This is a genomic window from Solibacillus sp. FSL R7-0668 (assembly GCF_038006205.1).
Classification (GTDB): Bacteria; Bacillota; Bacilli; order Bacillales_A; family Planococcaceae; genus Solibacillus.
In genome coordinates this window covers 1,900,011-1,911,804 of sequence record NZ_JBBOUU010000001.1, presented here as the reverse complement: position 1 = coordinate 1,911,804, position 11,794 = coordinate 1,900,011, and the positions used below count along the sequence as shown (strand labels likewise).

Sequence of the window (11,794 nt, the reverse complement as noted above, 5' to 3'; positions counted from 1 at the left end):
ATAAAATTCAGCGCTCTTGCAATTTGCAGGGGTGCTTTTCTATATACAAATACTCGAAACGGAGGTGTTTTTAATGAAAGAGATTTGGAATTGGATACAGCTGACTTTTGCCGCTGCCGGTGGATTTTTCGGATGGTTTCTCGGCGGTTATGATGGATTTCTTTATGCACTGGTAGCCTTCGTGGTCATCGATTATCTGACAGGTGTCCTTTGTGCAATTGCGAATAAAAAACTGTGTAGCGAAATCGGTGCTAAGGGAATTTTCAAAAAGGTGCTCATCTTTATAATGGTAGGAATCGCTCATATTATCGATACACAAATTTTGGTTAGTATTGGAGAAAATAGTGGCATTTTACGAACTGCAGTAATCTTTTTCTACCTAAGTAATGAAGGAGTATCCATTTTGGAGAATGCTGGGCATATTGGACTGCCTATCCCAGAAAACCTAAAATCGGTTCTACAGCAACTACATGGACGTGATAAGGAACCGCCTAAGCCTGGTGATGGAAGATGATTGAATTAATATTTGATTAGAGGTGATTTTAATGAAGTTACGCAAACTAATACTTACGAACAATGCCTGCTATAAAGCAGGTAAAACAATAAAACCGAAGGGTATCATGGTTCACTCGACTGGGGCCAACAACCCGTTGCTTAAGCGATATGTTGGTCCAGATGACGGTTTGTTAGGAAAGAACCAGTACAACAACCATTGGAATCAAGATAAACCTGGGGGGCGTCAAGTTTGTGTTCATGCCTTTATTGGTAAATTAGCAGATGGCTCTATTGCTACCTTTCAAACATTGCCTTGGAATCACCGAGGTTGGCATGCTGGCGGAACGGCGAACAATACTCATATTGGATTTGAAATCTGCGAGGACGGTCTAACTGATGCCTCGTATTTTTCTGCCGTTTATAAGGAAGCTGTAGAGCTTTGTGTATATCTTTGTAAACTCTATGGGCTTAGTGAGAAAGATATTATCTGTCACAGCGAAGGTTATAAACAAGGCATTGCTAGTAACCATGCGGATGTGATGCACTGGTTTCCTAAACATGGTAAGAGTATGAATACCTTTCGAGCAGATGTGAAGAAGTTATTAAGTGCTGAAAATAAACCAGCAGAGCCGGTGAAAAAGAAATATTACCGCGTGCAGATCGGTGCATATTCGGACAAAGCAAATGCTGAGGCACAGCTTGCCAAAGCTAAAAAGGCAGGCTTTACGGATGCATTTATTAAGTATGATTAATCAAGGGGAGCGAGTAAATAAGCAATTATGCTTTAGCTTTACAGAGTTTCCCTAAAAATGTTAACTATTAGATGTATATAGCCTGTGGGGGTTATTCCCTTGCAGGCTCTTTTTTTATGCTCTGATTTTATTTTATTTTTACAAATCCTCAACTTCGACCTGTTCCCGCGGCTATTAGGTAGGAGGTGATTCTACATGAATCAGCATGAGGATAAAAAGGTTATGAAGATTTCAGATGGGGTTATAGATAAAAGTATCGAATTAAAGAAAATGTCACAGGAGCAGCTAAAGCGTGAGTTTGATTATATTCAAGCAGAGAAATTACTTAGAAAGATGCTTCAAAAAGGTTTAATAACGGAGGCAGAATTCAACAAGATAGACGCACTCAACCGCCAAACTTTCTCTCCTTTTTTAGCAGAGATAATGCCATGAAGTCGTTGATATATAAGGGTTTCAGAGGTAATATGTGACATACCAAGAAGGAGGTGAGGCGATGAAAAAGATAACGAAAATAGAAGGAAATAAGGTTGCATCGATTATCAAACCTAAACTACGAGTAGCCGCATACTGTCGTGTTTCTACGGGTAGTGATGAGCAGTTAGTAAGTCTACAAGCACAAAAATCCCATTATGAGACTTACATAAAGGCAAACCCAGAATGGGAGTATGTTGGATTGTATTATGATGAGGGAATTAGTGGTACCAAAAAAGAAAACCGAACGGAACTTCTCAGAATGCTATCAGATTGTGAAAACAAGAAGATTGACTTAATTATTACAAAGTCCATTAGTAGGTTTGCAAGAAACACTACGGATTGTTTGGAGATGGTTCGTAAACTGTTGGACCTTGGGATTTATATCTATTTCGAGAAAGAAAATATTAATACCCAATCAATGGAAAGTGAATTGATGCTTTCTATATTAAGCGGGCTTGCAGAAAGTGAGTCAATCTCCATTTCGGAAAATAACAAGTGGGCAATTCAAAGGAGATTTCAGAACGGAACTTTTAAGATTTCTTACCCACCATATGGCTATGACAACATTGATGGTCAAATGGTGGTAAACCCTGAGCAAGCTAAAATTGTAAAGAATATTTTCGCAGAAGTATTATCGGGCAAGGGTACACAGAAAATAGCAGATGATCTTAATCAAAAGGGTATCCCCTCCAAAAGAGGTGGTCGTTGGACTGCTACAACAATTCGAGGAATTCTAAAAAATGAGAAATATACCGGGGATGTTATACTGCAAAAAACCTATACAGATTCCCGTTTTAATAAGCGCACCAATTATGGTGAGAAAAACAGATATTTAATAGAAAATCACCATGAGGCAATTATCAGCCATGAAGTGTTTGAAGCAGTAGAGGCTGCCTTAAATCAAAGGGCAAAAGAAAAGGGAATAGAAAAGCGTAATGATAAGTACCAAAACCGGTATTCTTTCTCCGGAAAAATTATTTGCTCGGAATGTGGTAGCACCTTTAAAAGACGAATTCATTCATCGGGCACAAGAAAATATGTAGCCTGGTGTTGTAGTAAACACTTAAAGCAGATAACAGAATGTTCAATGCAGTTTATTCGAGATGAGGATATAAAGAAGGCATTTGTTACTATGATGAACAAGCTGATTTTCGGTAGAAAACTTATTCTACAACCACTATTAGATGCTTTGCGTGGAATGAGCAACTCAGATAACCTTTCAAGAATTCAGGAATTAGAGAAGCAAATTGAAAAAAATGCAGAACAGAGAGAACTGCTTGTAAAGCTGATGGCAAAGGGTTATCTAGAACCTGCCCTTTTTAATAGAGAAAACAATGAACTGCAAATGGAAGCAGATAATTATATGGGGCAAAAAGAAGCTTTAATTCATGCTTTAAATGGAGAATTATCAAAGGTGCAGGAAGTCAGCCGCTTAATAAAGTTTACAAATAAGGCTGAAATGATAAACACTTTTAACGAGCAAATTTTCAATGATCATATTGAAAAAATTATCGTTTACTCAAGGGTAGAGATAGGTTTTGTTCTGAAATGTGGAATCACACTAAGGGAAAGGATGTGAGAAAATGGCGCACACGCCTTATGGCTATAGGATAGAGAATGGGATAGCAGTTATCGATGAAGAAAAAGCTGAAAAGGTTAGGGATTTATATAAGGGTTACTTATCAGGCCTTTCCTTATCGGTCGCAGCAAAGACTGCTGGAATAGATGCTTATCATGGAACTGCTGGAAGGATGCTAAGAAATGAACGTTATCTTGGTGATGATTATTACCCTGCCATCATTGATAAAGAAACCTACGAAAAAGCAGAAGCAGAGAGGGTAAAGAGAGCGAAAAAGCTAGGCAGAATCTTTGAACCCAAGACAGAAGATAAACCTACTATTTATAAGAAGTTTTCCATAGGACAAGTAATTCAGAAACATACAAATCCTTTTACACAAGCGGAATATGTATATAGCTTAATAGAAAGTGAGGTGCAGCAAGATGGCAGTTAATAAAAATGTAATGATTATACCTGCAATAAAACGTGTGGGCAACAACCGAAAAGAAGATGAAACACCAAAACTTCGGGTCGCTGCTTATTGCAGAGTTTCTACAGATAGTGATGAGCAGGCTAGTAGTTACGAAGTGCAGATTGAACACTATACAGAGTTTATTAAGAAGAATTCAGAGTGGGAATTTGCAGGGATCTTTGCTGATGATGGCATCAGCGGCACAAATACAAAAAATCGCGACGAATTTAATCGAATGATTGATGAGTGCATGGCTGGGAAAATTGATATGATTATTACCAAATCAATAAGCCGATTTGCTAGAAATACCTTGGACTGTCTACAATACATCAGGAAACTTAAAGATAAAAATGTAGCGGTATATTTTGAGAAAGAAAATATCAATACACTGGATGCCAAAGGTGAAATTATGCTTACCATTATGGCATCCTTAGCGCAACAAGAGAGCCAGTCATTAAGCCAGAATGTTAAGCTTGGCTATCAATACCGATACCAACAGGGAGAGGTAATGGTCAATTGTTCTAGGTTTTTAGGATATACCAAAGATGAAAATAAGCGATTAGTAATTGTGCCGGAGGAAGCTGAAATAGTTAAAAGAATTTACCGAGAGTACCTTGAAGGCTCCAGTATGGATAAAATCAAAAAAGGACTTGAAGCTGACGGTATGGTAGTGACCCCTTAAAGTTAGAGTTTTTATTATGCAGCTAATTGGCTGGCATGCGTTCGATATTGTATCGGACTCATGCCGGCCAGTTTTTGTTTAATACGCTCGTTGTTATAGTAGTGAATATATTTTTCAATTTTCTTTTTTAACACGTCATATGAAACTAATTCTTCTCCGTAATACATTTCTTGTTTGAGTAAGCCAAAGAAGTTCTCCATTGCCGCATTATCTGCACATGTTGCTTTACGAGACATGCTTTGGAAAATCTTGTTCTGCTTTAATGCTTTGACCCATTTTTTGTGTTGATAGTGCCAACCTTGATCGGAATGGATGGTTGTTCGATATTCTGCACGTTCTTGAATGATTGGAAGAGCTTGTTTCAAAGAATCTAGCACAAAATCGAGTGTCGGTCGTTTAGACATACTAAATCCAATAATCTCGCCGTTATATAAATCCATAATTGGGCTCAAATACAATTTTTCATCATTTGTACATTTGAATTCTGTTACGTCGGTTACCACTTTTTGAAGGGCATAAGGGGTATTGAAACGGCGATTCAAACGATTTTTCGCCACTTTTCCAACCGTGCCTTTATACGATTTATAGCGTGATTTGCGGACGAACTTCTCACACTTCAAATTCATTTCCTGCATGAGACGCTGAACTTTTTTATGATTAATTGTGTACCCTTTCCCTTTCAATTCCGCATGAATACGACGATAGCCATATCGACCTTCATGTTTCTTAAACGCCTCTAAGATTAACCTTTTCCAGTCTTTATCTGAATCGGCCTGATGCATTTGCTTGATGTGATAATGATACGTCGCTGCTGGAATATCCACGCGTACAAGGACATCTTTTAATCGGAATCCTTCTGTTTTAAGTTCAAAGGCAATCGCTGCTTGTGCTTTTCGAGGAAGGCATTCGGATTCTCTCGAAAAGCCTTCAACTTTTTTAAGTACGCAACCTCTAGACGAAGCAGTTCATTTTCGCGTTCTAACTGCTCCTCACGTGACATTTCTTTTTCCTGCTTAGTTGAAATTGATTTTGGTTTTTTAGACATAGACGGGCGCCCCTTCACTTTTTCTAGCAGGCCCTCTATTCCTTGTTTTTGGAATATACTGTTCCAATTAGCGATTAAACTCGGGTTGTTCATCTTAAATTGAATCGCCGTATCTTGATAAGAAGCACCTGTTTGTTTCATAAAGTGTAATACATCTACTTTGAAATGAACAGAATAGACTTCATTTTTGCTTTTTCGTTGTAAACCCTCTTTTCCATAAGCTTTATAGGCAGTTACCCATCGTTCAATCACAGACTTAGATGGAATTGAATATTTTTTCGCTAACAACTGAAACCCCAATGGTCCTTTTAAATACTCCTTCACAATCTGTAACTTGAATTCATCGCTATATTTTGACATAGAAAAACACCCCAAAAGTTAGTTTTTTAACTCTAACTTTTGGGGTGCAGCACCTATACTTACAGGTGCAGGTAAAAAAAGGTGGCATACAAGTACTATAAGGAAAATATTAAGTAATGAAAAATACATTGGTGATGCACTGCTCCAAAAAACTTATACGGTAGATTTTCTTACAAAAAAGAGGGTTGTGAATAACGGAATCGTACCTCAGTATTATGTAGAGAATAACCATGAAGCCATTATCCCGCGTGAAATCTTCATGCAGGTACAAGAAGAGTTAGTTCGTAGAAGTAGAGGACATATAAGTACTAGTGGAAAGAAAAGAAACTTTAGTTCAAATCATGTATTTTCACAAATTATCTTCTGCGGAGAGTGTGGCGAAATATACCGTAGAGTTCATTGGAATAACCGAGGTAAAAAATCGATTGTTTGGAGATGCGTCAGTAGACTTGAGAATACAGGGTTAGCTTGTCATTCCCGGACCGTGCTGGAGGATATGATAGGTATTGCTACGGTGGATGCAATTAATAAACTAATAGGGCAAAAGGATGGCTTTTTAACTATCTTAAAGGAAAATATAGAAACAGTGATAAGTGAAACAGACAATAATATTGTTTCCGAGATAGATAAAAAGCTAGAGGAATTACAAAAAGACCTTTTGAGACTGGCCAATTTCAAAGAAGATTATAACGATATAGCCGATGAGATTTACAGGCTCAGAGAGGAAAGGCATAAGGCTTTAGCAGAAGAAGCTGGCAAAAAAGGCTCCAAGCAAAGGCTAGAAGATATGGAAAAATTCCTTAATGAACAATCCACCCTCCTTGAGGAGTATGATGAGCAACTAGTAAGGAGACTTATAGAGAAAATAACGGTCTATGATGATAAACTAACTATTGAATTTAAATCTGGTGTAGAAGTAGATGTATAAACATAACCTACATGAATGACCACCATTCAGGAGATATATTTATTCTCTTGATTGGTGGTTTTCTTCTTATTGACTAGAATTGGTAAAAGGCATATAATCTTATTAACAATGATGTTGATATTGTTATTGATAAGGAGATGACAACATGGGTGATGTTAATGAGTTACTAGAACAAGCTATTAAGGAAACTGAAAACTTGAATGAAGGTGAAGTCTTTCTTGTCAAAGATCTGTTCAAGGGTTATGTATGGAATAGAATACCCAGAAAGGATCGACTTCTGCTTGGGACTTTATTTTTAAACTACGTAAATAAAATGGAAGGTAATATAAAGGCTATTGAAAAGACTTCATCTAACCAGCAGCGGTACGAAAAGGTTTGAAAATAATTTTACTATTCATGAAGGGGGGATCGTTTTGTCATTAATCTGTAGGCTGTTTGGTCACAAGTGGAAAGATGGAGTTTGTAATCGCTGTAATAAGAAGAAAGCTGAGTATGATGATAAAGTTCAAGCAGAAATAAGCGGGAATAAAGAAATCTTACAGACAGGTAGGACCTATGTAGATCAAATAGAGCATGATTTGAAAAAAGCTATAGCAGATGAGAAAAAAAGTATAAACCCAAAGTTCCACAGAACAGAAAAGGAAGAAGAGTTGTCATTTAACTTCTCACAAAAATGGGCATCGGCTATTCAGAAATATGAGGATGCCATATATTCTGAGACAGCTAAAGTAGGTACGCTGGATTCTATAGATAAGAATATTGAGCAATGTCATAAAGTTATAGATGCTTTTGAAGCTTTTAGGAATTACTGTTATAAAAAGAGTAAAGGCGGTCAAATCTATTTTGATGATATGTGGGAACACTGTCACAATTCTAAAGATCCTTGCTTTAGTTACATTCAAAGCACTAAGGATTACCTGATAGAGCTTACAGAAAATTATGATACATACAAAATTCGTTTTGAAAAAGAGAGTCGGCTTGATACCATTTTATTGGATATTATTAGTAACGATAATGGTATTTCTCAACGCAAACTTTACCCGTTAATTCCCGAGGTACCACAAGCCACTATACGTAAGGCGGTAGATTGGCTTGCTAAAGATGGAAAGATTATTAAAGAAAAGAAAGGCAGTAGTTATACTTTAAGGCTTGCTGAGGGTGAGAAAAATTGAAGAATAGAATCAGCAATTCACATATAGAAGCACTAAGGAAGCAGTTCAAGAAATATATAAATGATAACTATAAACATCTGAAAGATTAAAGTATAATTTACAGTGATTCCTTTTACCTTATCGCCATGACATTGGCATGGATTTTTGGGATATATTTCTTTAAGAAAAGCACGTGAACTGTTAGAGCTAAAGTTTACCAGTGAGCATTCCCATAAAAATCTATCATTTTATAATAAATTAGTATAAAATATCTATTTCTAAAATAAGGAATAAGATGGGATGATCACAATGTTAATTCTGATGGATGGGTGATATTATGGAAAAAGAAATACAAATTTTAGTTGTAGAAGATGATAATGATATTAACAAATTATTATGTAATATTATAAGAAAGAGTGGATATACGGCACAATCTGCATTTTCAGGAACTGAAGCAATGCTGTATATAAAGAAACGAGAGTGGGATATGGTGCTTCTTGATTTAATGCTACCAGGAATTACAGGAGAAGAAGCTCTTTTGAGGATAAGAGAGCATAGTTCAGTACCTGTGATTATTATTTCAGCAAAAGGTGAAGCCCAAACTAAGGTAAACAGTTTAAGAACAGGAGCGGATGATTATATTACGAAACCTTTTGATATTGAAGAAGTTTCTGCGCGGATTGATTCTTTATTAAGACGATATAAACAAGTAGAAAGCCGAGTACAAAACCAAGTGTTAAAACATAAAGATATTTGCCTTGATTTAGAGTCAAAAATAGTGACAGTTAAAGGAAGTGAAGTCGTATTAACCGCTCGCGAATATGAAATACTATTGCTTTTGATGCAATCTCCCAACAAAATTTTCACTAAGGCTAATATATTTCAGAGCATCTGGAATGATGATTTTCTAGGAGATGATAATACAGTTAGTGTTCATATGAGCCATATAAGAAATAAGTTGGCGAAGATTAATCCCGAGGAAGAATATATTGAAACTATCTGGGGTATGGGATACAGACTTAAAAATTAAGGTTTTTTTAATATTTTCTTTAAGTTCTCTTATGGATCCGCTTTTATACTATTACTATCATATAAGGGAGGTAGGAGAATCGTATGAATCAATATGTACTAAGAACTAATAATCTTTATAAAAAATACAAAGAAGATTTTGTTCTTGATGATGTAAATATTGAAATTAAGAAAGGTGAAATTTACGGATTTATTGGACAAAATGGTGCAGGTAAAACAACGTTGCTTAGAATCGTTACAGGTCTTGCATTTCCAACTAAGGGGGATGTAGAATTATTTGGGAAAAGTAGAGAAAAGGATTTAATGCAATCTATCAAGAGAATAGGGGCAGTCATTGAAAGTCCTGCCTTATTTCCTAATATGACAGCTTATGAGAATCTAGAACTGCATCGCTTACAAAAAGGTATTCCAAATAAAAAGTCTATTGAGAAAACTTTGGAACTTGTTGGATTACAAAACACAGGAAGAAAAAAGGTGGTCAATTTTTCATTAGGGATGAAGCAACGACTGGGCATTGCTATTGCGCTCTTAAGTGACCCGGAATTTTTAATTCTTGATGAACCTACAAATGGATTAGATCCAATGGGAATTGTTGAACTTCGTGAACTTATAAAAAGGCTAAATCGAGAAAAAGAAATGACAGTTTTAATATCTAGCCATATATTAAGTGAACTGAACCAGCTTGCTACAAGATATGGTATAATTCATAAAGGAAAATTGTTGGAACAGATTACAGCATCAGAGCTGAATAAAAAATGCAGACAGTATTTACGTATTAAAGTAGATAATCCTAGTAAAGCTGCTACTGTGATAGAAACTGAACTGGATACAACAGATTTTGAGGTTATGCCAGATGGCACCATAAAGTTATATAGTTATTTTAATGATATACAGAAAGTATCAATGACCATAACTAAAAACAGACTTATTATTGAGCAATTTTCACAAATGGGAGACGACTTGGAAGGTTATTTTACAAAACTTGTGGGAGGTGTAAATAATGATTAATCTAATAAAAGCTGAATTATTTAAGTTAAAAAGAAATCATACATTTTGGGTTTTGATTGGAGTAGTAGCTTTCGTTTATGCATTGGCTAACTATCTAGTTATAATAGATTGGTGGCAAATGAATAATACAGTTTTTTTAAATGTAGGGTTAAAAGAATATAATGCTATGGAAATGATGAAATTGCCATTAGTTTTTAATTTAATTATAAGTACTTTTGCTGGTTTTTTTATAAATGCAGATTATGCTACAGGTACTGTTAAAAATCAAGTTTTAAGTGGAAATAAAAGAAGGCATATTTATTTGGCAAAGTTAATCGTTTTTTCTTTAGGTTCAATAGTTACTGCTGTTATGTTACCAGTAATTACAGCCATATCTGAAACTCTTTTATTGGGATATAGTGAGATCTATACTAGTGGCACAGTTGTATATTTATTGAGAGCCTTCAGTTTATATACTTTTATTATAATAGCTTATTCATCGATTGTAATGCTTATTGCTTCCTTAGCTAAGGAGAGCGGAAAGACTATTATTATAACAGTTATGGGAACGATTATCTTATATATAATTGAAATGGGATTTGTTCCTAAATATGAAATAGTTAGAATCATATATCAAAATTCTATATTTTATCAGATTTATGAAGCCTTTCGTCCTGTTATTACATTCAATGAAATTGGAAAGAATCTATTAATCTCTGTATCAACATTCATTATTATGGCCTATTGTGGAACCATGATATTTAGAAGATTAGAAATCAAATAATTAGTGAAAGTGGGGGGGAAAAAGTGATTTATCTAGTAATTATTTCAAGTATATTAGCTTTCATTTTTCTTTCCCACTTGTTATTTATAAAAAAAGAACTAAAGAATATATTAAATCAATTGAAAAATTATAATACAAGAAAAACTGAAAAGAAAATAGATATAACATTGTTAGATAAAGATATAGAAAAGATGACAATTGAAATCAATAATTTGATTGATCTGCATGCTCTGTCTAATATTGAGAAAAAATCTGCTGAAAGGGAGTTGAAACAGGCTGTTGCAAACATATCCCATGATTTAAGAACGCCGCTAACATCTATTTTGGGGTATATTCAATTAATAGAAAAACCTGAAGTGACAGATGAAGAAAGAAAGGAATATCTTGCAATTGCTAAAGATAGAGCAAAGAGGTTGCAAATATTACTAAATGATTTTTTCGAGCTTTCCGTTATTGAATCCGTTGATCATAGTTTAAAACTTGAAAAATTAGGGTTGAATAGTATTGTTGAGGAAATTGCAATTAATTTATATGACCAGTTTAATGAACAACACATAGTTCCAAGCATTAAAATTCCTCAAGAACAAATGAATATTATCGGTGATGAGTCAGCTATAAAAAGAGTTATAGAAAACCTTGTTATAAATGCTATAAGGTATTCAGATGGGAATGTATCTATAACACTTGAAAAAAATAACACAAAAATAAATTTAACAATAAGTAATGATGTAAAAGATATAACAGAAAAAGATGTTGAATTATTTTTTAACAGGTTTTATACAGCAGACCAAACTCGATCAGGAAAAGGTACAGGACTAGGGTTATCTATTGCAAAAGCCTTGATGGATAAAATGAATGGAAAGCTTTCTGCTGAATTAAATGATAGTTGGTTATATGTGAAGTGTAGCTGGATACTGACAGAATAAAAGATCTTTGATGTAATATGGTCGGCTGAGATCATCTAAAACATCGGTGTCTCAGTGGAGTAAATATTTGAAAGATAATGTTTATATTCTGTTTCTGAATTCTGGCTAACTGATACAAGACCAGAGAGATTGCAAAATTTTTGTTATGAAT

14 protein-coding genes and 1 pseudogene are annotated in these 11,794 nt (G+C 35.0%); 13 read left to right on the top strand and 2 right to left on the bottom strand.

What is annotated here, in order from left to right; genetic code table 11:
* Positions 1-73 precede the first annotated feature (73 nt).
* The 6 genes from MKX47_RS09305 to MKX47_RS09280 all read left to right on the top strand — a co-directional run bounded on the left by MKX47_RS09305 (position 74) and on the right by MKX47_RS09280 (position 4,433).
* On the top strand, positions 74-514 hold the full coding sequence (locus MKX47_RS09305) for a phage holin family protein (RefSeq protein WP_274338082.1): 441 nt from the start codon (positions 74-76) through the stop codon (positions 512-514).
* A gap of 31 nt (positions 515-545) precedes the next feature.
* The gene (locus tag MKX47_RS09300) at positions 546-1,247 is read left to right on the top strand and encodes an N-acetylmuramoyl-L-alanine amidase (protein ID WP_340773309.1); all 702 of its coding nucleotides are present in this window, start codon (positions 546-548) and stop codon (positions 1,245-1,247) included.
* Positions 1,248-1,442: 195 nt separating this feature from the next.
* Positions 1,443-1,679 carry an SHOCT domain-containing protein gene (locus tag MKX47_RS09295; RefSeq protein ID WP_092561635.1) on the top strand — a complete coding sequence of 79 codons (237 nt, stop codon included), beginning with the start codon at positions 1,443-1,445 and terminating at the stop codon, positions 1,677-1,679.
* Positions 1,680-1,740: 61 nt separating this feature from the next.
* Complete coding sequence (locus tag MKX47_RS09290; protein WP_340773306.1) at positions 1,741-3,300, top strand: recombinase family protein; 1,560 nt, start codon at positions 1,741-1,743, stop codon at positions 3,298-3,300.
* Positions 3,301-3,304: 4 nt separating this feature from the next.
* A complete protein-coding gene (locus MKX47_RS09285) occupies positions 3,305-3,733 on the top strand; it encodes a recombinase family protein (protein WP_340773305.1) in 429 nt (142 codons plus the stop codon).
* On the top strand, positions 3,723-4,433 hold the full coding sequence (locus MKX47_RS09280; protein ID WP_445683579.1) for a recombinase family protein: 711 nt from the start codon (positions 3,723-3,725) through the stop codon (positions 4,431-4,433). The genes MKX47_RS09285 and MKX47_RS09280 overlap by 11 nt, the downstream gene beginning before the upstream one ends.
* Positions 4,434-4,447: 14 nt before the next feature.
* On the opposite strand, the pseudogene MKX47_RS09275 reads toward MKX47_RS09280, so the two are convergent.
* Both MKX47_RS09275 and MKX47_RS09270 read right to left on the bottom strand, forming a co-directional pair.
* Positions 4,448-5,317 (bottom strand): annotated as a pseudogene (locus tag MKX47_RS09275) (IS3 family transposase); the annotation flags it as partial.
* Positions 5,275-5,838 (bottom strand): transposase, encoded by a 564-nt coding sequence (locus tag MKX47_RS09270; RefSeq protein ID WP_340770878.1) that lies wholly within the window; start codon positions 5,836-5,838, stop codon positions 5,275-5,277. The gene MKX47_RS09270 and the pseudogene MKX47_RS09275, both read right to left, overlap by 43 nt.
* A 55-nt stretch (positions 5,839-5,893) precedes the next feature.
* Between MKX47_RS09270 and MKX47_RS09265 the strand changes: the two genes are divergently transcribed.
* The 7 genes from MKX47_RS09265 to MKX47_RS09235 all read left to right on the top strand — a co-directional run bounded on the left by MKX47_RS09265 (position 5,894) and on the right by MKX47_RS09235 (position 11,643).
* A complete protein-coding gene (locus MKX47_RS09265) occupies positions 5,894-6,766 on the top strand; it encodes a recombinase family protein (RefSeq protein WP_445683610.1) in 873 nt (290 codons plus the stop codon).
* A gap of 145 nt (positions 6,767-6,911) precedes the next feature.
* On the top strand, positions 6,912-7,145 hold the full coding sequence (locus tag MKX47_RS09260) for a single-stranded DNA-binding protein (protein WP_340773302.1): 234 nt from the start codon (positions 6,912-6,914) through the stop codon (positions 7,143-7,145).
* Positions 7,146-7,179: 34 nt separating this feature from the next.
* Complete coding sequence (locus MKX47_RS09255) at positions 7,180-7,938, top strand: hypothetical protein (RefSeq protein ID WP_340773300.1); 759 nt, start codon at positions 7,180-7,182, stop codon at positions 7,936-7,938.
* A gap of 316 nt (positions 7,939-8,254) precedes the next feature.
* Positions 8,255-8,947, top strand: a complete 693-nt coding sequence (locus MKX47_RS09250) for a response regulator transcription factor (protein WP_340773297.1) — start codon at positions 8,255-8,257, stop codon at positions 8,945-8,947.
* A gap of 83 nt (positions 8,948-9,030) precedes the next feature.
* Positions 9,031-9,954, top strand: coding sequence for an ABC transporter ATP-binding protein (locus tag MKX47_RS09245; RefSeq protein WP_340773293.1), 924 nt, complete (start codon positions 9,031-9,033; stop codon positions 9,952-9,954).
* Complete coding sequence (locus MKX47_RS09240) at positions 9,947-10,717, top strand: ABC transporter permease (protein WP_340773291.1); 771 nt, start codon at positions 9,947-9,949, stop codon at positions 10,715-10,717. The genes MKX47_RS09245 and MKX47_RS09240 overlap by 8 nt, the downstream gene beginning before the upstream one ends.
* A gap of 23 nt (positions 10,718-10,740) precedes the next feature.
* Complete coding sequence (locus tag MKX47_RS09235; RefSeq protein WP_340773288.1) at positions 10,741-11,643, top strand: sensor histidine kinase; 903 nt, start codon at positions 10,741-10,743, stop codon at positions 11,641-11,643.
* The last annotated feature ends 151 nt before the right edge of the window (positions 11,644-11,794 follow it).

What these genes read in the sequence shown, in the direction of transcription:
- MKX47_RS09305 (WP_274338082.1), top strand. Translation starts at nt 74, where the DNA reads ATGAAAGAGATTTGGAATTGGATACAGCTGACTTTTGCCGCTGCCGGT.
- MKX47_RS09240 (WP_340773291.1), top strand. Translation starts at nt 9,947, where the DNA reads ATGATTAATCTAATAAAAGCTGAATTATTTAAGTTAAAAAGAAATCAT.
- MKX47_RS09295 (WP_092561635.1), top strand. Translation starts at nt 1,443, where the DNA reads ATGAATCAGCATGAGGATAAAAAGGTTATGAAGATTTCAGATGGGGTT.
- MKX47_RS09285 (WP_340773305.1), top strand. Translation starts at nt 3,305, where the DNA reads ATGGCGCACACGCCTTATGGCTATAGGATAGAGAATGGGATAGCAGTT.
- MKX47_RS09250 (WP_340773297.1), top strand. Translation starts at nt 8,255, where the DNA reads ATGGAAAAAGAAATACAAATTTTAGTTGTAGAAGATGATAATGATATT.
- MKX47_RS09245 (WP_340773293.1), top strand. Translation starts at nt 9,031, where the DNA reads ATGAATCAATATGTACTAAGAACTAATAATCTTTATAAAAAATACAAA.
- MKX47_RS09270 (WP_340770878.1), bottom strand. Translation starts at nt 5,838, where the DNA reads ATGTCAAAATATAGCGATGAATTCAAGTTACAGATTGTGAAGGAGTAT.
- MKX47_RS09300 (WP_340773309.1), top strand. Translation starts at nt 546, where the DNA reads ATGAAGTTACGCAAACTAATACTTACGAACAATGCCTGCTATAAAGCA.
- MKX47_RS09260 (WP_340773302.1), top strand. Translation starts at nt 6,912, where the DNA reads ATGGGTGATGTTAATGAGTTACTAGAACAAGCTATTAAGGAAACTGAA.
- MKX47_RS09290 (WP_340773306.1), top strand. Translation starts at nt 1,741, where the DNA reads ATGAAAAAGATAACGAAAATAGAAGGAAATAAGGTTGCATCGATTATC.
- MKX47_RS09280 (WP_445683579.1), top strand. Translation starts at nt 3,723, where the DNA reads ATGGCAGTTAATAAAAATGTAATGATTATACCTGCAATAAAACGTGTG.